The organism is Nonomuraea dietziae (assembly GCF_014195505.1).
GTDB lineage: Bacteria > Actinomycetota > Actinomycetes > Streptosporangiales > Streptosporangiaceae > Nonomuraea > Nonomuraea roseola.
Window position 1 is genome coordinate 3,102,439 of record NZ_JACIBV010000001.1, and the last position, 18,110, is coordinate 3,120,548.

The 18,110-nt window shown below is 70.4% G+C and carries 17 protein-coding genes, 1 tRNA gene and 1 pseudogene; 1 reads left to right on the forward strand and 18 read right to left on the reverse strand.

From position 1 onward, the window contains the following. Nucleotides 1-42 precede the first annotated feature (42 nt). The 9 genes from lepB to nadD form a co-directional block, all read right to left on the reverse strand. The gene (lepB, locus tag FHR33_RS14825) at nt 43-537 is read right to left on the reverse strand and encodes a signal peptidase I (RefSeq protein WP_221241103.1); all 495 of its coding nucleotides are present in this window, start codon (nt 535-537) and stop codon (nt 43-45) included. Next, entirely contained in the window at nt 534-2,363 is a 1,830-nt protein-coding gene (locus FHR33_RS14830) for an ABC transporter ATP-binding protein (protein ID WP_183647401.1), read from the reverse strand. Before FHR33_RS14830 ends, lepB begins: the two co-directional genes overlap by 4 nt. Further along, a complete protein-coding gene (locus tag FHR33_RS14835) occupies nt 2,360-2,872 on the reverse strand; it encodes a TlpA family protein disulfide reductase (protein WP_183647404.1) in 513 nt (170 codons plus the stop codon). Before FHR33_RS14835 ends, FHR33_RS14830 begins: the two co-directional genes overlap by 4 nt. Continuing rightward, nucleotides 2,873-3,379, reverse strand: a complete 507-nt coding sequence (locus FHR33_RS14840) for a MauE/DoxX family redox-associated membrane protein (protein ID WP_183647407.1) — start codon at nt 3,377-3,379, stop codon at nt 2,873-2,875. Nucleotides 3,380-3,446: 67 nt separating this feature from the next. Then, nucleotides 3,447-3,605, reverse strand: a complete 159-nt coding sequence (locus FHR33_RS14845) for a hypothetical protein (protein ID WP_183647410.1) — start codon at nt 3,603-3,605, stop codon at nt 3,447-3,449. A gap of 609 nt (nt 3,606-4,214) precedes the next feature. Beyond that, a tRNA-Ala gene (locus FHR33_RS14850) sits at nt 4,215-4,287 on the reverse strand. A 156-nt stretch (nt 4,288-4,443) separates the two neighbouring features. After that, nucleotides 4,444-5,073 (reverse strand): histidine phosphatase family protein, encoded by a 630-nt coding sequence (locus FHR33_RS14855; RefSeq protein WP_183647412.1) that lies wholly within the window; start codon nt 5,071-5,073, stop codon nt 4,444-4,446. Next, nucleotides 5,070-5,465, reverse strand: coding sequence for a ribosome silencing factor (gene rsfS / locus FHR33_RS14860; RefSeq protein ID WP_183647425.1), 396 nt, complete (start codon nt 5,463-5,465; stop codon nt 5,070-5,072). The genes FHR33_RS14855 and rsfS overlap by 4 nt, the downstream gene beginning before the upstream one ends. A gap of 139 nt (nt 5,466-5,604) precedes the next feature. After that, the gene (gene nadD / locus FHR33_RS14865; protein WP_183647428.1) at nt 5,605-6,237 is read right to left on the reverse strand and encodes a nicotinate-nucleotide adenylyltransferase; all 633 of its coding nucleotides are present in this window, start codon (nt 6,235-6,237) and stop codon (nt 5,605-5,607) included. Nucleotides 6,238-6,323: 86 nt separating this feature from the next. On the opposite strand from nadD, the gene FHR33_RS14870 reads away from it, so the two are divergent. Continuing rightward, complete coding sequence (locus tag FHR33_RS14870; RefSeq protein WP_183647430.1) at nt 6,324-7,349, forward strand: M48 family metallopeptidase; 1,026 nt, start codon at nt 6,324-6,326, stop codon at nt 7,347-7,349. 56 nt (nt 7,350-7,405) lie between these two features. On the opposite strand, the gene FHR33_RS14875 is transcribed toward FHR33_RS14870, so the two are convergent. From FHR33_RS14875 to FHR33_RS14915, 9 genes and pseudogenes are all read right to left on the reverse strand, one after another. After that, on the reverse strand, nt 7,406-9,181 hold the full coding sequence (locus tag FHR33_RS14875; RefSeq protein WP_183647432.1) for a serine/threonine-protein kinase: 1,776 nt from the start codon (nt 9,179-9,181) through the stop codon (nt 7,406-7,408). Between the two features lie 78 nt (nt 9,182-9,259). After that, the gene (locus FHR33_RS14880; RefSeq protein ID WP_183647436.1) at nt 9,260-9,436 is read right to left on the reverse strand and encodes a hypothetical protein; all 177 of its coding nucleotides are present in this window, start codon (nt 9,434-9,436) and stop codon (nt 9,260-9,262) included. A 53-nt stretch (nt 9,437-9,489) separates the two neighbouring features. Continuing rightward, nucleotides 9,490-10,771, reverse strand: a pseudogene (locus FHR33_RS14885) (glutamate-5-semialdehyde dehydrogenase). Between the two features lie 16 nt (nt 10,772-10,787). Further along, nucleotides 10,788-11,906, reverse strand: a complete 1,119-nt coding sequence (gene proB, locus FHR33_RS14890) for a glutamate 5-kinase (protein ID WP_376773148.1) — start codon at nt 11,904-11,906, stop codon at nt 10,788-10,790. Between the two features lie 10 nt (nt 11,907-11,916). Beyond that, nucleotides 11,917-13,269 (reverse strand): GTPase ObgE, encoded by a 1,353-nt coding sequence (gene obgE / locus FHR33_RS14895; RefSeq protein WP_183647439.1) that lies wholly within the window; start codon nt 13,267-13,269, stop codon nt 11,917-11,919. A 220-nt stretch (nt 13,270-13,489) separates the two neighbouring features. After that, on the reverse strand, nt 13,490-13,747 hold the full coding sequence (rpmA, locus tag FHR33_RS14900) for a 50S ribosomal protein L27 (RefSeq protein WP_090773491.1): 258 nt from the start codon (nt 13,745-13,747) through the stop codon (nt 13,490-13,492). 15 nt (nt 13,748-13,762) lie between these two features. After that, a complete protein-coding gene (gene rplU / locus FHR33_RS14905) occupies nt 13,763-14,065 on the reverse strand; it encodes a 50S ribosomal protein L21 (protein ID WP_183647442.1) in 303 nt (100 codons plus the stop codon). Between the two features lie 276 nt (nt 14,066-14,341). After that, nucleotides 14,342-17,119 carry a ribonuclease E/G gene (locus FHR33_RS14910; RefSeq protein WP_183647445.1) on the reverse strand — a complete coding sequence of 926 codons (2,778 nt, stop codon included), beginning with the start codon at nt 17,117-17,119 and terminating at the stop codon, nt 14,342-14,344. Nucleotides 17,120-17,345: 226 nt separating this feature from the next. Next, the gene (locus tag FHR33_RS14915; RefSeq protein WP_183647448.1) at nt 17,346-18,104 is read right to left on the reverse strand and encodes a TIGR03936 family radical SAM-associated protein; all 759 of its coding nucleotides are present in this window, start codon (nt 18,102-18,104) and stop codon (nt 17,346-17,348) included. Nucleotides 18,105-18,110: the final 6 nt, after the last annotated feature.

Below are 18,110 nucleotides of genomic sequence, written 5' to 3' on the forward strand. Positions count from 1 at the left end.
AACGGTGGACCAGAATGACCGCCTACTCGAACTCCGCGCGTTTCACGGCAGGCGGCGCACCATGACGCCGACCAGCTCGTCACCCCGCACGAAGCCGAACTCTCGGGAATCCCAGCTGCTGCCCGGATTGTCGCCCAGCACGACCAGGGCGCCCGGGGGCACGACCGTCTCGGGTACGTCGCGAAGTGCGGGGACAAGGTGTCTCGGCACGGGTTCGCCCGCCACCGCGGCCGCGCGCTTGACGAGCAACCGCCAGCCGGGATGATCCGGCTTCTCCGGCAGCTCGGCCGCGTCGCCCGGTTCGAGGCCCGGTGGCAGTCCGACCAGCGGAGCAGGATCCGCGATCTTGACGACGATGATCTGACCTGATCGGACCTGCCTCGTCCGGCGGACGAGCACCCTGTCCCCCGAGCGCAGACTGGGTTCCATGCTCGGCCCGTTGACAGTGGCGACCAGGTAGCGCCCGCGGATCCACCACAGCGGGGCCGCCAACGCCAGCACGGCGGATGCCGCCAGCAGCAGCCTGCCCGTCTTCACCGTGCCTCCTGGTAGCCCGCGGCCTCCTGGTAGCCCGCGGCCTGCAGCCGGAACAGGCGGGCGTAGTGGCCGTCCGCCGCCAGCAGCATCTCATGCGGTCCCAGCTCGGCGACCCGCCCTTCGTGGAGCACGGCGATGAGGTCGGCGTCCCGGACGGCACTGAGGCGATGAGAGATCAGCAAGCTCGTCCGGCCCGCCCGATACTCCCGGATACGGGTGTGGACCTCGTGCTCCGCCTCGGGGTCCAGACCGGAGCTGGGCTCGTCAAGGATCATCAGGTCCCTGCCGTCGCGGACGAGGGCCCTGGCCAGGGCGAGACGCTGCCACTGCCCGCCCGACAGCACCACTCCGGTCTCCGGGTCACCCTTGTCGGCCTCGGAGAAGAACATGCGCGTGAGCAGCGTGTCATAGCCGCGTGGCAGCTGCGAGATCTTGTCGTGCACTCCGGCGCGGACGGCCGCGTCCCGGATGCGGACGGAGTCGTTGAGGGAGGGCAGGTCGCCGAGCCCGATGTTCTCGGCGGCGGACATGTCGAAGTTCATGTGGTCCTGGAACACGGCACTGATCCGCTCGCGCAGCTCGGCGGGAGGAATGTCCCGAAGGTCCACGCCGTCCCACAGAATCGTGCCGCGCGTGGGGTCGTACATCCTGCACAGGAGCTTGATGAGGGTGCTCTTGCCTGCGCCGTTCAATCCCACCAGGGCGACCGCGGAGCCGTACGGGATCGTCAGGTCGACTCCGCGCAGCACCCACGCGTGGTCGTCGCTGTAGCGGAACCAGACGTCCCGCAGCTCGATGCCCCTGCGCAGCTCGGGGGCCGTGCCCTCGTCCACGCTCAGCAGGTCCGGCTCGGTCCTGATCACCGCGACATAGTGGGAGAAGGTAAGGAGCAGCTGGTGGGTGGAGGCGACCGAGGAGACGAGCGAGTTGAGCGCGGCCTGAACGCCGCCCACGGCCGCGATGAACATGGCGACGTCGCCGACGCTGATCGAGCCCTGGCGGGCGGCCACGATGGCCCACCACAGTCCCGCTCCGGCGACCGCCGCGCTCAACGCCGTGAGGCCGCCCTGCGTGACCAGTTCCCGGCGGTCCATCCGGCTTTCGGCCGTGTCGGCCACACGCCGCTCCGCCATCATCCGCGCGCGCAGGAACGCGCCGATGCCGAACAACCGGATCTCGGTGGCGGCCTGCACGCCGGTGAGCAGCCGGCTGTAGAAGAACTCGCGGCGGTGGATCTGCTCGGTCTCCCATTGGAGGGTGGCTCGCCTGCGTGAGAGCAGCAGTTCGGCGACGAGGACCGGGACCGCGGCCAGCAGCACCAGCGCCGTCATGGCGGGACTCAGGATGAGCAAGGAGGCGACGAACCCGACCAGGGACAGGACACCGTGCAGGCTCCCGCATACTCCGCTGACGAGGTCGCCGGTGGCCCCCGCGGACTCCTGCGCCAGGCGCAGCCGGTCGAGAAACACCGGATCCTCGAAACGCCGGAGACCGACCTGCCGCTCGGCCGCCGCGAACAACCGGTCGGTCGCGACCACCCGCGCGCGGCGGCCGGTCTGGACACGCAGGTAGCGGGCGATCCCCGGGAGCGCGGCGGCCGCCAGGCCGGATGCGGCCAGCCCGAGCGCGAGACCCGTGACCTCGCCCTCGGGGGCGGCCAGCCGGTCGATGACCGACTTCGTCATCCAGGCGGTGGCGATCGGGGCTGCTGCTTCGGCGAGCGTCACGAAGACGTAGCCGCTCACTCCTCCAGGAGCCGATCTCCAGGTCAGCGACATGGCCTCCGCCGCGGCAGAGGCCAGTCCCCGCGCTCCTACGGCGCTCATGCCGTCGACGCGAGGGGGAGGTCCTCCATGCGGCCGCCGGCCGCGACGACGCGGTGGTCGGATCCGAGCAGGTAGAGCGCCGGGGTCCAGGTGTTCTGGAACGCGCCCGCCACCGGGCCCTCGAAGTCCTCGACAACGACCCGGGCCACCGGTGAGAGTGCTTCGACCGCCTCGGCGTCCTCACCGGCGACCACGGCCAGGACGTTCTCCCGTCGCAGGACGCGGGCCTGCGCGGCGAAGCCGGGAATGAGCTTGTGGCACGGCTCGCAGCCGGCGGAGAAGAACCCGACCAGTCCCTCGACCGTGTCGTGGGAGACGGGCTCACCGTCGAGGGTCACGGCGGCGAACTCGCCCACGGGCGATCCCGGCCGCAACGCGATGGGAGGACCGGCGTGCCCGGCACCTGCTCCTCCGAGTTGCTTCAACCGGCGGATGAGACCGAAGGTGAGCAGCAGGTTGAACACGCACAGCAGGCCGATGAGCACGACGGCGGCGGTCAGGTAGGACATTCAGATGTTCCTTGCGAAGAGATCGACGACGTCGTCGAAGGTAACGATCAAGATCGCGCCGATCGCCCCCGCGGCACCCGCCAGGGCCATACCGCCGAGCGCCGGCAGGCCGTCGGGCAGGAGCACGCCGAGCGCGGCGGCGATGACCAGCAGGCTGTTGCGGACCAGGTGACGGGCTCCGAGAGGGGTGGCGGACGCGCCGAAGCAGCGGCAGGGAGCGTGTTGTCCCCGTGCCAGCGCGACGGCGATCGCCACGGTGAACGCGACGAGCATCAAGCCGGCGAGCCCGAGGCCGTACGACGTTGTCGCCGGCACCAGGACCAGGACAGGAACGAGCGCCTCCAGCAGGACCACCGCCACGGCGAGCGGGCGGAGGGCCCCGTGCGGGACCGGGACGAGCGCGGGCAGCGAACGGCGGAATGCGTCGAAGTCCCGGAGCTTCGACACCGCCGTGACCGCGAAGACCAAAGCGACCAGGCAGGCGCATCCGATCCGCACGTACTCCATCCGCACCCCCCAATGCCACGCGGGCGGCGGCAGAACCGCCGCCCGCGGGATCGCTATGTCAACCTCGTCAGCAGGTGCCGACCCTGACGGTCGTGCAACCCTCGTTCAGACAGCACTGACGCAGGTACTTCACGCCACCCGAGCAGTAGTAGTAGTTGCTGCAGCCAGCCTCCACGGTCACCTTGTGGGCAACGCGTGACAGCAGACGATCGACCAGACCGATCATGGTGTCTCCTCTCCGGCTCTAGCCGAGGTGGTTGGTGATCACGATGATCAGGTCTTCCGAATTACGGCGCAATAACCCAGCCCTAAATCCCCGAAAACGCTTGAGCGGCGCAGCTTCCGAGATTTCGGACATGCACTATCGGTCGGGTCGCTGTGCACCGAATGGGGGGCAGACGCCTGGACAGCACAGGGGACGGCCGGGGGCCCATCACTCTTGGATCATGGATAATGCCTGTTCGTAGGCGTGAACAGGGTGCACGCGCGGACGCACAGGCTGTCACGGACCGGGCGAGGGAAACGCTCATCCCGACTGACTGTCAGTCCGAGCTCCCGTCATAAGCCCGTCCACCGACCTGCACACGCTCCTGCGCGCCGACCACGGCTTGCCCGCCCAGTCCATTGCCCGGAGCCGGCCTCGACGCGGACGAGCACGACAGCACACCCCGCGTCAGCTCTCGACGCCCTGCAGACCCGATCGCCCCGCTCCTGCACGTCACCAGGGCCGGAAAACACAAAAGCGGCGGTGTCGTCACTGACACCGCCGCTACAAGCACTTCAGCCCTACTCGCCACCGCCCTCGAAGAGGGGTGTTCGAGTAACACCGTTTGGGTGGAGCTAAGGAGACTCGAACTCCTGACCCCCTCCATGCCATGGAGGTGCGCTACCAACTGCGCTATAGCCCCTGGTCACCGCTCCGAGTCCTCCCGTTGCGGCGCTCGCAGAGCATATAACCATCGCTCCCGATTCGCATAATCAACAGTTACACCATCGGACCGCGCCCATCCCCCGACCGTTCACCGGCCGTCCCTGCAGGGACAGCCGCTGAAAGACGACCGAGGTCAGGAAGCGGCCTCGGGGGTGTCGTCGCTGTTGACCGGCTCCGGCAGGGTGCCCGCGTTGTGCTCGAGCAGGCGCCAGCCCTTGCGCCCTTCCTCCAGCACCGACCACGAGCAGTTGCCGAGCCCGCCCAGCGCGGACCAGAGCTCCTGCGGCAGGCCGAGCAGGTGCGCGATGCCGAGCCGCAGCGCCGCTCCGTGAGAGGCCACCACCAGCAGCCCGTCGTCGTCGAGCTGGCCGGCCCAGCGGCGCAGCGCCGCCCCCACGCGGTCGGCCACGTCGGGCACGGGCTCGCCGTCCGGCGCCTCCCACGCGACGTACTCGGCCGGCCAGCGAGCGGCGATCTCCTCGCGGGTCAGCCCCTCCCAGGCGCCTCCGCCCCGCTCGCGGAAGTCCTTGTCGACCGAGACGTCGAGCCCCACCAGCCTGGCCAGCGCGAGGGCCGTGTCGTTGGCCCTGCGCAGGTCGGAGGAGACGATCATCGTCGGGCGCAACGCGGCCAGCAGCGACGCCGCCCTGGCCGCCTGGGCGACGCCGGTCTCGTCGAGCGGGATGTCGGTGTGGCCCTGAAAGCGGTGTTCGACGTTCCAGAGGGTCTGGCCGTGGCGCAGGCAGACGATCCGCTTGCTCACGTACGGGCCCTTTGGGCGGCAGTCTGGGTCACGCTTTCGGGCAGCCCGATGGCAGGGCAGTCCTTCCAGAGGCGCTCCAGCGCGTAGAAGGTGCGGTCCTCCTCGTGCTGGACGTGCACCACGATGTCGATGAAGTCGAGGAGCACCCAGCGCCCCTCGCGCTCACCTTCGCGGCGGACCGGCTTGGCGTCGCACTCGATGCGGAGCCTGTCCTCGATCTCGTCGACGATGGCGCGCACCTGGCGGTCGTTGGTGGCGGAGCAGAGCAGGAACGCGTCGGTGATGACGAGCTGCTCGCTCACGTCGTAGGCGAGAATGTCGTCGGCCAGCTTGTCGGCGGCGGCCTCGGCCGCGACTCTGACGAGCTGAACGGATCTTTCGGATGCTGTCACGATGCGGTTCTGTCCTCCTGTGTGACCACGTGTATACCCCACGCTTACCCTGATAGTATCCCCGACGCCCCCAGGCATATGCTCCTGGATTTCGGGCCATCCGTCTGTCCTGGTCAGGGATGGGGCATGTGGTCCCAGGCTAGCCGACCCTCCCGGCCGAACCCGTGTGGTACAGACCGCGCTTGCCGATGTACTGCACGATCCCGTCCGGCACGAGATACCAGATGGGTTCCCCCTGCTCCACGCGCTGCCGGCACTCGGAGGAGGAGATCGCCAGCGCCGGGATCTCGATCAGGCTCACCTTGCCCTCGGGCAGCCCCGGGTCGCGCAGCGTGTGCCCCGGCCTGGTGCAGCCGACGAAGTGGGCCAGCTCGAACAGCTCCGAGGCGTCCTGCCAGTCGAGGATCGCCGCGAGCGCGTCGGCGCCGGTGATGAAGAACAGGTCGGCGTCTGGACCGTAGACCTGTTTGACGTCGCGCAGGGTGTCGATGGTGAACGTCGGCCCCGGCCTGTCCACATCCACCCTGCTCACCGAGAAGCGGGGGTTCGACGCGGTCGCGATGACCGTCATCAGGTACCTGTCCTCGGGCGCCGACACCTCCCTCTCCGCCTTCTGGTACGGCCGGCCCGTCGGCACGAAGACGACCTCGTCGAGGTCGTAGTGATGGGCCACTTCACTCGCGGCCACCAGGTGACCGTGGTGGATCGGGTCGAAGGTGCCACCCATGACCCCCACGCGTCGCTTTCCCTGGACCCTGGGCGCGTTCATCATGAAACGGACCCTACGCGGAAGCCGTGACCAAGCATTCAGCACCCCCCTTTCTGAGAAACGCGCATCACACCCGCCGCCGACGTAGCATGCCGGACATGACGACCACCCCGGATCGCAGCCGCGTGCAACTGCCCGGCATCTCGTCCCGTGCCTACGAACACCCCGCAGACCGGTCCGCTCTGGTCGCTCTGCGCAAGCTCAGCGGGTTCGACACGGTTCTCAAGCAGATGTCCGGCCTGATCAGTGAGCGCCGGCTGCGCCTGATGTATCTCGCCTCCGCGGTACGCGTGAGCGAGACGCAGTTCCGTTCCCTGTACGACATGGGCCGCGACGCGGCCTACACCCTCGACCTGCACCGGGTCCCTGAGATCTACGTCCAGCAGGACCCCCAGGTACAGGCCAAGGCCATCGGCTTCGACGACCCGTTCATCGTGGTGACGACGGGTCTGCTCAACCTCATGAACGAGGAGGAGCAGCGTTTCGTGATCGGTCACGAGACCGCGCACATCCTGTCGGGTCACGCCGTCTACCGGACGATGCTCGACATCCTCACCCGTCTTGCCACGCGCGTGGCCTGGATCCCGCTGGGCTACATCGGCCTGCGCGCGATCGTGGCGGGACTGGAGGAGTGGTACCGCAAGTCGGAGCTGTCCTCCGACCGCGGCGGCCTGCTGACCGGTCAGGACCCCGAGGCGGCCAAGCGCGCGCTGATGAAGCTCGCGGGCGGCGCCTACACCCACGAGATGAACATCGAGGCCTTCCTGGCCCAGTACCAGGAGTACGACACGGCGGGCGACCTGCGTGACGGCTTCCTGAAGGTGCTCAACCTGCTCGGCACCACGCACCCGTTCGCCGTGGTCCGCGTCGCCGAGCTCGACAAGTGGCACCGCAGCGGCGAGTACGACCGCATCATCGGCGGCGACTACCCGCGCAGGGAGCACGACGCCGACGCCCGCGTCACCGACGAGGTCAAGGCGGCCGCCGAGTCCTACCGTCGCTCGTGGTCGGAGTCGCAGGACCCGTTCATCGGCGTCCTGCGCGACGTGGCCGAGGGCGCGGTCAACGCGGGCGAGCGGATCTTCAACCGCTTCTCCCGCCGCGACGGCAGCTGACGAAGACGCAGGCGGCCTGGAAGACGCGGCTTCCAGGCCGTCGAAGCGGCGGGGCGCTATAGCAGCAGGGCGATCGCGCGCACCGCCGCCGCGCAGAGGGCGACGAATCCGCCCAGTACGGCCAGCGCGCGCAGCCCTTCCTTGCGCAGGTCGGGCAGCATGGCTCCGACGCGCTCGACCTCTCTGCCGGTGATCGCGCCGCACAGCACACCGAAGACGACGCCCGCCGCCGTGACGGGCGCGGCCTGCTGCCACCAGTCGGGGCCCAGCTCCCCTCCCGCCACCATCCACAGGATCCCGCCCGCCGCCGCGGCCACGGGTAGCCCTGGCCAGCCCGCCGCGGTGATCGCGGCCCCGGCCAGCGCCAGCGGGAACAGCAACACCCTGAGCGCCACCTTGACCCGCTTCGAGGTGCGGTTGCGCACCATCCAGTGGTTGATCCACACCGTCCGCACCAGCACCACGAACGCGGCCGTGATCCCTATCCCGGCGATGGGCCAGATCACCGTCGCCACCACGCACGGCACGGCCAGCACGGCCAGCAGCAGCAGCGCCGCGTTGCCCGCAGGCAGCGTGGTCGAGGCGGGCTGCACCTGGCCGGCCTGCGCGGCGGGCCGCCTGACGCGCGGCACCCTGGGCTGCGCCCTGACCGCCTTCCCCTCCTCGGCGGCACGGCCCGCGGCGCGGCTCCTGGCCGTCACCGACATCCGGCCACGCGCCGCCTTCGGCTCCTCGGGCGTACGGCTGCGCGCACCCTCCTGCGCGCGCGAGCGCACGACCTTGCCCTCCTCGGGAGAGACCCTAGGCCTGACCGGCTTGCCCTCCTCCGATACCCGCGGCCTGACCGGTTTGCCCTCCTCCGAGACCCGCGGCCTGACCGGCTTGCTGTCCTCGGGCAGGCGCGGCCTGACGACCTTGCCCTCCTCGGCTGAACGGGCCCTGACCGCTTTCGCCGCCTCGGAGGCGCGGCTCCTCGCGGCCTTGGCCGCGTCGGCCGCCCTGCCCCTGAGCGCCTTCACGTCCTCGTCGGCGACCGAGACGGTCGCCCTGGCCAGTCTGGCCAGCCGGTCGGCCAGCAACGCCGCCGTCGGCCGCTTGCCAGGCTCCCTGTTGAGCGCCGCCCGCACCAGCGGCAGCAGCCCCGCGGGCACCCCCTTGAGGTCGGCCTGGCCGTTCAGCACCGCGTACATCTGCGCCTCGACCGTGCCCCGCCCGAACGTCGGCCTGCCGGTCGCCGCGAAGGCGACCGTGGCCGCCCACGCGTGGACGTCGGCGGGCTCGCCCACGTGCTCGTCGGCGAACAGCTCGGGAGCGGCGTAGCCCGGCGTTCCGAGGAAGGTGCCCGTCATCGTCAGCCTGGTGGCGTCGATCACCTGGGCGATGCCGAAGTCGATCAGCACAGGCCCGTCGGTGCCCATGAGGATGTTGGCGGGCTTCAGGTCGCGGTGGATGACACCCGCGGCGTGGACGATCGCCAGCGCCGCCGCCACGCCCTGAGCCAGCTGCACGAGGTCGGCGCCCTTCAGGGGGCCGCTGCGCCGAACGCGCTCGAGCAGGGTGTCGCCCTCGATGTGCTCCATCACCAGGTAGGGCCGCACGCAGTCGAGGTCGGCGTCGATCACCCTCGCGACGTAGGGGCTCTCGACCCTGCGCAACGCTCGTACCTCGCGCTCCAGCCGGATGCGCGAGGCGGAATCCTCGATGAGGTCGTGCAGCACCTTGAGAGCGACGCGCTCACCCCGGCGGGTGCTGGCAAGATACACCTCGCCCATACCGCCACGACCGAGGCGTTCGAGCAAGGTGTAAGGCCCGACCTTGCCGAGCTTGCTCACGCTCCCTCCCCGCTCGGCGCGCCCATAAGGGACACAACCCTAGCGGTGTGACCCCTGTTTATGCCCGCGGCACGCCGGTCATCGGCGGGAAGTGTGGGACAGCATGGACTCGAGCCTGACCGTCGGCTCCTCCGAGAGCTTCCTGCGGCCCTTCCTGCGCCAGTTGATGTGTCCGCGGCTCTCCATCCACAGCAGCAACCGGTCGGCGCCGAACAGCACGGCGCCCGCGAAAATGATCGCTATCACCAAAGCCATGAAGGCCAGTCAAGCCCTGCGCGGGCGCGCCCGCACAGGGGAGACACGCAGGATTACCCTCCGCAGGCCGGGATAACGGTCCCCGTTGACGTGCGCAGATGCCCCTCACCGGTGTAGACCCACTTGGTGGAGGTCAATTCGGGCAGGCCCATCGGGCCGCGCGCGTGCAGCTTCTGGGTGGAGATCCCGATCTCGGCGCCGAAGCCGAACTCGCCGCCGTCGGTGAACCTCGTGGAGGCGTTGACCGCGACCGCCGCCGAGTCGACGAGCTGCACGAACCTGCGGGCGGCGCCCTGGGAGCGGGTGACGATCGCGTCGGTGTGGCCCGAGCCGTACTTCCTGATGTGCGCCACCGCCTCCTCCAGCGACCCGACGACGGCGGCGGCGATGTCGAGCGAGAGGTATTCGGTGAAGAAGTCCTCCTCGGTCGCGGGGACGACCTCTCCGTGGACGGCCATGCCGGGATCGGCGTGGACGGTCACCCCCGCCTCCTTCAGCGCGGCCAGCGCCCTGGGCAGGAAGCTCTCGGCCACGTCGGCGTGCACCAGCAGCGTCTCCGCCGCGTTGCAGACCGAGGGCCGCTGCGCCTTGGCGTTGAGCAGGATCTCCACGGCCAGGTCGAGGTCGGCGTCCGCGTCGACGTACACGTGGCAGTTGCCCACGCCCGTCTCGATCACCGGGACCGTGGACTCCTCCACGACCGAGTTGATCAGCGAGGCGCCGCCGCGCGGGATCAGCACGTCCACCAGGCCGCGCGCCCGCATCAGCTCCTTGACGGAGTCGCGGGTCAGCCCGGGCACCAGCTGCACGGCCCCCGAGGGCACCTCGGTCGGCTCCAGCGCCGCCTGCATGATGGCGACCAGTGCGGTGTTGGAGGAGTAGGCACTCGAGGAGCCGCGCAGCATGACCGCGTTGCCGCTCTTGAGGCACAGCGCGGCGCCGTCGACGGTGACGTTGGGCCTGCCCTCGTAGATGATGCCGATCACGCCGAGCGGCACCCTGAGCTGGCGCAGCTCCAGGCCGTTGGGCAGGGTCGAGCCCCTGACCACCTCGCCGACGGGGTCGGGCAGGTCGGCGATGTCGCGCACGGGCCCGCGCGATGGCCTCGATCCTGTCCTCGTCGAGCCTGAGCCTGTCGATCATGGCCTCGGAGGTGCCGCCCTCGCGGGCCCTGTCCACGTCGAGGGCGTTGGCCTCGATGATCTCCTTGGCGCCCGCCACGAGAGCGTCGGCGATGGCGCGCAGTGCCCTGTCCTTGGCCGCCCGCGGCAGCGGGGCCAGCTCGGCGGCGGCCTCTCGCGCCGCATGGGCTACCTTCAGGAACTCCTCGGACATCGCGCCCTGCCTCTCACTAGCTGTGGGACTCCAGTATGACGATGTCGTCGCGGTGGATGAGCTCGCGTTCATATTCCGGACCGAGCGTGCTGGCCAGCTCTCTGGTGGAGCGTCCCATCAGGCCGGGGATCTCGCCCGCGTCGAAGTTCACCAGCCCGCGCGCCACCACGCGGCCGCGCGGTCCGCACAGGTCCACGGGGTCGCCCGCGGCGAAGTCACCCTCCACCGACACCACGCCCGCGGGCAGCAGCGACTTGCGGCGCGTGACGACCGCCTCGACCGCGCCCTCGTCCAGCGTGATCCGTCCGCGGCCGGTGGTCGCGTGCGCCAGCCACAGCAGCCTGGTGCCGGGGTGCCTGCCGCCCGGGTGGAAGAAGGTGCCGACGTCGGCGCCCGCCAGCGCCTGGGCGGCGTGCGCGGCGGCGGTGAGCACCACGGGCACACCCGCGCCCGTCGCGATGCGCGCGGCCTGCACCTTGGTGACCATGCCGCCGGTGCCGACCGCCGCGCCGTTCTTGCCCAGCTCGACGCCTGCCAGGTCGTCGGGGCCCCTGACCTCGGCCAGGCGTCTGGAGCCCGCCCTCGAAGGCGGGCCGTCGTAGAGCGCGTCGACGTCCGACAGCAGCACCAGCGCGTCGGCGTGGATGAGATGGGCCACCAGGGCAGCCAGCCGGTCGTTGTCGCCGAAGCGGATCTCGTCGGTGGCCACCGTGTCGTTCTCGTTGACGACCGGCATGATGCCCAGCTCCAGCAGCCTGCTCAGCGTGCGCTGCGCGTTGGCGTGGTGGGAGCGGCGCATCATGTCGTCGGCCGTCAGCAGTACCTGGCCGACGCGCAGGCCGTACCTGGCGAAGGAGGAGGTGTAGCGCGCGACCAGGACGCCCTGGCCGACGGAGGCGGCGGCCTGCTGGGTGGCCAGGTCGCGCGGGCGCGCCGACAACCCCAGCGGGCCGAGGCCGGCCGCGATCGCGCCCGAGGAGACGAGCACGATCTGCGTGCCGGTACGGCGCCGCGCCGCCAGCACGTCGACCAGCGCGTCGACCCTGTCGACGTCGATCACGCCCTGGGGGGTGGTGAGCGAGGAGGAGCCCACCTTGACGACGACCCTCGACGCTGAGCTGATCTGTTCGCGCACGAGCTGCACCCTATCCGAGCCTGTTGTCCGTCCCTCGCGGCCCCGAGTTGATCGACTCGGCGTTGAGCGTGGGCTGCCAGTCGAAGATGTAGCCGTCGTCCATCGAGCCGATGACCACCTCGGCGCCGGCCGTCGCCCCCGCCTTGACCAGCTCCTCCTCGACGCCCAGCCGCTCCAGGCGGTCGGCGAGGTAGCCCACGGCCTCGTCGTTGGTGAAGTCGGTCTGCCTGATCCAGCGCTCCGGCTTCTCGCCGGTGACCTGGAAGAGGTTGTCGTTGACCTTGCGGACCGCGAAGGTCGCCGCGCCGAGCTGCTTGGGCCGCAGCACCAGCCTGGTGGGCTCCTCGACCGGCCTGGCCGCTCTGGCTGCGGCCACCCACTCGCCCATGGCGAAGGTCAGCTCGCGCAGGCCCTCGTGCGTGGCGGCGGAGACGGTGAAGACCTTCAGCCCGCGCTCCTGCAGGTCGGCGCGGACGATGTCGGCCAGCTCCCTGGCGTCGGGCACGTCGGCCTTGTTGAGCACGACCATCCTGGGCCTGTCCTCGAGCTTGCCGTAGGCGTGCAGCTCGGCCTCGATCACCTCGTAGTCGGTGATCGGGTCGCGGCCCGGCTCCATGGTCGCGCAGTCGATGACGTGCACGAGCATGTCGCAGCGCTCCACGTGGCGCAGGAACTCGTGCCCGAGCCCCTTGCCCTGCGAGGCCCCGGGGATCAGCCCCGGCACGTCGGCCACCGTGAACACGGTCTCGCCTGCGGTGACCACGCCCAGGTTGGGGATCAGCGTGGTGAACGGGTAGTCGGCGATCTTCGGCCTGGCCGCGCTGAGCGCGGCGATCAGCGACGACTTGCCCGCGCTCGGGAAGCCCACCAGCGCCACGTCCGCGACGCTCTTGAGCTCCAGCATGACGTCGAGCGCGTCGCCGGGCTCACCGAGCAGCGCGAACCCGGGCGCCTTGCGCTTGGAGTTGGCCAGCGCCGCGTTGCCGAGCCCGCCGTGACCGCCCTGGGCGATCACGTAACGGGTGCCCATGCCGACGAGGTCGATCAGGACCTCACCGGTCTTGGCGTCCTTGACCACGGTGCCGTTGGGCACGGGAAGGACCACGTCGGCACCGTTGGCGCCCTCCCTGTTGCTGCCCTGCCCCTGCTTGCCGTTGTCGGCCTTGCGGTGCGGGCGACGGTGGTAGTCGAGCAGCGTGGCGGTGTTGGGGTCGACCTCGAGGATGACGTCGCCGCCCCTGCCGCCGTTGCCCCCGTCAGGGCCGCCGAGCGGCTTGAACTTCTCGCGGTGGACGGAGGCGCAGCCGTTCCCGCCGTCGCCTGCCCTGATGTGCAGGACCACCTGGTCCACGAAATCCGCCACAGCTCTTCTCTCCATCTTGTACGGCAGGCCGACCACGGCCCACCCTTGTCACGTGGCCGGCGCCCCTCCAGGGAGACGCTCCTGCGGCGCACGTGGCTGGCCACCGTTACGCGGTCGGTGCCGCGTGCCGTACCCGAGAGCCCCGCGGGACCCCCTGAACGCGAACGAGGGGTGGACCGGAACGATCCACCCCTCGTTACAACGTCCTGCGGCGGCGGATTTACTCCGCGACCGGGACGATGCTCACGGCGCGACGGCCGCGCTTGAGGCCGAACTGCACGTGGCCCGCGGCCAGTGCGAACAGTGTGTCGTCGCCACCACGACCGACGTTGTCGCCGGGGTGGAAGTGGGTGCCACGCTGACGAACGATGATCTCGCCCGCGTTGACCAGCTGGCCGCCGAAGCGCTTGACGCCCAGGCGCTGGGCGTTGGAGTCACGGCCGTTCCGGGTGGACGACGCGCCCTTCTTGTGTGCCATCTCTACAACTCCCGATCAGGCCTGGTTGATACCGGTGATCTTCACCTGGGTGTACCGCTGGCGGTGACCCTGGCGCTTCTTGTAACCGGTCTTGTTCTTGTACTTGAGGATGCGGATCTTGGGGCCCTTGGTCTCACCGAGAATCTCGGCGCTCACCAGGAACTTGCCCGCCTCCGTGGTCACGTCGCCATCGTTGACGACGAGCACCGTCGGCAGCGAAACCGAAGAACCAACCTCGCCGGCGACCTTGTCCACCTCGAGGACGTCACCGACGGAGACCTTCTGCTGCCTGCCGCCGCAACGAACGATCGCGTACACCGCGGAACCCTTCTGCTGACTCTCTGAATGCTGCGCCCGGCATTCGATTGCTGTCTGGAAACGACGAACCGAGTGGGCGCGCGAACAGGGCGCGTCACCGGACGCACCGATTGACTAGGTTACCGGATTCCCGGCCCCCGGTCGAACCGGCTGGATCGTCGGACAAGCCGGCCTCACCCGGTGGCGCCCCACCCCCGAAGGGGAGGTCACGCCGCCATGTGGGAAAAGCCGGCCCGGTTGGCGCCCCGCTGGGGCGGGGCGCCGCCGAAGACGGCGCTAATCGGCCGACTTGGCACGGCGGGAGCGTCTCCGCCCCCTGCCGGAAGTCTGGTTCGCCTGGTCGTCCTCCGAGCCGGGAACGTCTTCAAGCGCACCGGTCACGGTATCACGGCTGGCGGAGTCGTTGGCCGCGGAGACCTTCTCGGCGACCGCCTTCTCCACCGCCATCTTGCCCTGCGTGCCGCGCGGCTCCGGCTTGCCCTCGACCGGCTCGGCCGAGACGATCAGGCCCCGCCCGTTGCAGCACTCACACGGCGTCGAGAAGGCCTCCAGCAGGCCCTGTCCGACCCTCTTACGGGTCATCTGGACCAGACCGAGCGAGGTGACCTCCGCGACCTGGTGCTTGGTCCTGTCGCGCGCCAGGCACTCGAGCATCCGCCTCAGCACCAGGTCACGGTTGGACTCCAGGACCATGTCGATGAAGTCGATGACGATGATGCCGCCGATGTCGCGCAGCCTGAGCTGGCGGACGATCTCCTCGGCCGCCTCCAGGTTGTTGCGGGTGACGGTCTCCTCGAGGTTGCCGCCCTGCCCGGTGAACTTGCCGGTGTTGACGTCGACGACGGTCATCGCCTCGGTGCGGTCGATCACCAGCGAGCCGCCCGAGGGCAGCCACACCTTGCGGTCCATCGCCTTGGCCAGCTGCTCGTCGATCCTGTAGGTCTCGAAGACGTCGCCGTCCTCGTCCCACCTGGCCAGCCGGTCGGCCAGGTGCGGCGCGACGTACTTGACGTACTCCTCGACCGTGTCCCACGCGTCCTCGCCCTGCACGACCAGCGAGGAGAAGTCCTCGTTGAACACGTCGCGGACGACCCTGATGGTCAGGTCGGGCTCGGAGGACAGCAGCTCGGGCGGGCTGGCGGACTTGGCCTTCTTCTGGATGGCCTCCCACTGCGCCGACAGCCTGGCCACGTCGCGGCCGAGCTCCTCCTCGGAGGCGCCCTCGGCGGCCGTGCGCACGATCACGCCGGCGTTCTCCGGCATGACCTTCTTCAGGATGCTCTTGAGCCGCGTGCGCTCCTTGTCGGGCAGCTTGCGGCTGATGCCGGTCATCGACCCGTCGGGCACGTAGACCAGGTAGCGGCCGGGCAGCGAGATCTGGCTGGTGAGCCTGGCGCCCTTGTGGCCCATCGGGTCCTTGGTGACCTGCACCAGGACCGACTGGCCCGACTTCAGCGCCGCCTCGATGCGCTTGGGCTGACCCTCGAGCCCCGCGGTGTCGAAGTTCACCTCACCGGCGTACAGGACGGCGTTGCGCCCCTTGCCGATGTCGACGAAGGCCGCCTCCATCGAGGGCAGCACGTTCTGCACCTTGCCGAGGTAGACGTTGCCCACGTACGACTGGCTGGCCTCGCGGTTGACGTAGTGCTCGACGAGGATGCCGTCCTCGAGGACCGCGATCTGGGTGCGGTCGCCGTTGCGGCGCACCACCATCATCCGGTCGACGGACTCGCGCCTGGCGAGGAACTCCGACTCGGTGATGATCGGCGGCCTGCGGCGGCCCAGCTCGCGCCCCTCGCGGCGGCGCTGCTTCTTGGCCTCCAGGCGGGTCGAGCCGCGCACGCTCTGCACGCCGTCGGCGGAGGTGTCGAGCGCGCTCGACCTGCCGGTGCGCGGCGCGCGGATGCGCACGACGGTGTTGGGCGGGTCGTCGGTGGCCACCTCGGCGACCTCGTCGCCGCCCCTGCGCCGCCTGCGCCTGCGACGGCGTGAGCTGGAGCTCTCCTCCTCCTCGGCGTGGGCCTCCTCGGCCTCCTCGCCGCTGTCGTCGGACTCCTCCTGCTCGTCGGAGTCGTCGGAGTCGGACTCGTCGTCGCGCTCGCGCGACTTGCCCCTGCCCCTGCCGCCCCTGCGGCGGCGACGGCGACGGCTGCCGCCGTCGTCCTCGTGGTCGGTGTCGTCGGTGTCGTCGGTCTCGACGTCCTCGTCGGTCTCCTCGGCCTGCTCCTCGCCGAACTGCGAGTCGGCCTCGTCGGCCTGCGGCGGCTTCACCGGCTGCGGCGGCTCCACCCTGACAGGCTGGGCCTGGCTCGGGTCGGGCGCCTGGAACAGCGGCGTGAAGACGGCGGCGGGACGCTGGAAGGCGGCGCCGGTCTCCTGAGCCGCCTGCGGCGAGAGCCCGAACGGGTCGACGAACAGCGCGGGCCTGGTGACCGGCTCCTCGTCGAGGTCCTCACCGGCGGGCTCGTCGTCGAGCGGCTCGCTCTCCGGCAGCGTCTCGAGCAGTTCCTCGGCGACGACGGCCTCGACCGGCGACTCGGGCTCCTGCTCGGGCTCGGGCTTCTTGCGGGTGCGGCGCCGCTTGGGCGCGGCCTCCTCCACGACGGCCTGCTCGCCGGCCTGCTGCGCGGCGACGGGACCGGCGGCCTCCGCCTCGGTGTCGCCGGCCACGACCTGCGCAGGCACGGCCTCAGCCGCGCTCTCAGCGGCCTCTGCGGCCTTCTTGCTGGTACGGCGGCGCGTGGTCGTGGTGGCGGTCGACCTGGACCTGGTGGCCCGCTTCGGCGCGGGCTCCTCGACGACGACGCCTGCCGTACCCGAAGTCGTCGTCACGGACGCCTCGTCGGCCCCGCCGTCGGCTGGCGGAAAATCGGTTGACGCGGCCCCCGGACCCCCGGAAGCCTGCGTGGTGACCACTACCGCGGGAACGTCGTCGATCTCCGGCGGCGGGCCCGCGGGCCTGCTCGCCGCGCGCCGGCGCTTGGGCGTGGTGGGCTGTTGTGTTGTGTCCCCGTCAGGGCCATGGGCCCCGGCGTTGGGCTCGTTGTCGAGCATGCGGGCGCTCTCCCGTCAGCCCCCGGGCGCGTCGCCGCGCCGCGCAGGAGCCATCGTGTCTCGTTGTCCGCCCGCACCTTGCGAAAGGCGCGGGCGCCAAGTCCTGTCAGCGGTCGAGCCCTCCGAACCCCGCCACCGTGCGGGGCTCGCAAAGCCTTCCCAATCCATGAGGACGGGCTCATCGGACCGCCATGTCACGAGTGACGGCGGTCCCTCAGCACATTCCTCATTGACCGGCGCCGTGCGCGCCTGCCGGCTCCGCTTCGCCGCCGCGCATCGTGTCGCGGTCAAGGTCGAGCGGGTCGGCGGGTTCACCGGATACCGCGTCGAGCGGCCCCTGCGCCAGCCTGGTCACCTCGGGGGGGACCGGCGGCGCGAAGTCGGCCACAAGGCGCAGGCCCGTGAGCACGTCGTCGGGTCGAACGGCAGGCGTCATGTGCCGAACAACCATGCGCAGTATGACACACGACTGTCCGGGCACCTGAGCTGCAGTTCCTTCTGAAGCCAGTGTCAGCACCGCCTCGCGGGCGTCGAAACGCCGCATCCCCTTCTTGGTGAGGCGTTCGACCTCGACGGTGCCGGCGGTGAGGAACTTCTCCACCGCCACGCGCGCGAGCTCGGCGTCGGCGCCTGGCAGCCTCAGCTCCCATGCCGATCCCTCCAGCCGGTCGGCGAGCGCTCCCGAGCGCGCCTCGACGACGTCGATCACGTCGAGGCCGGGAGGGAGCGAGGCGTCGAGCTCCGCGCGGATCCTGTCGGGATCGCACGGCTCGGTCAGACCGAGCTCGAGATACTCGGCCTCGCTGGCGACACCGGTCGGCGCCGCCCCCGCGTAGGAGATCTTCGGATGGGGAGAGAAACCCGCGCTGAAAGCGACCGGAATGCCGGCACGGCGGACCGCCCTCTCGACGGCCCGCGAGATGTCGCGGTGGCTGGTGAAGCGCAGGCGTCCGCGCTTGGCGTAGCGCACGCGTAGGCGCTGCACCGTCGG

Coding starts and splice junctions, on each gene's coding strand:
- FHR33_RS14870 (WP_183647430.1), top strand. CDS start 6,324: ATGCCGGACATGACGACCACCCCGGATCGCAGCCGCGTGCAACTGCCC.
- FHR33_RS14910 (WP_183647445.1), bottom strand. CDS start 17,119: ATGCTCGACAACGAGCCCAACGCCGGGGCCCATGGCCCTGACGGGGAC.
- nadD (WP_183647428.1), bottom strand. CDS start 6,237: ATGATGAACGCGCCCAGGGTCCAGGGAAAGCGACGCGTGGGGGTCATG.
- FHR33_RS14830 (WP_183647401.1), bottom strand. CDS start 2,363: ATGAGCGCCGTAGGAGCGCGGGGACTGGCCTCTGCCGCGGCGGAGGCC.
- FHR33_RS14880 (WP_183647436.1), bottom strand. CDS start 9,436: ATGGCTTTGGTGATAGCGATCATTTTCGCGGGCGCCGTGCTGTTCGGC.
- FHR33_RS14835 (WP_183647404.1), bottom strand. CDS start 2,872: ATGTCCTACCTGACCGCCGCCGTCGTGCTCATCGGCCTGCTGTGCGTG.
- FHR33_RS14845 (WP_183647410.1), bottom strand. CDS start 3,605: ATGATCGGTCTGGTCGATCGTCTGCTGTCACGCGTTGCCCACAAGGTG.
- FHR33_RS14840 (WP_183647407.1), bottom strand. CDS start 3,379: ATGGAGTACGTGCGGATCGGATGCGCCTGCCTGGTCGCTTTGGTCTTC.
- rpmA (WP_090773491.1), bottom strand. CDS start 13,747: ATGGCACACAAGAAGGGCGCGTCGTCCACCCGGAACGGCCGTGACTCC.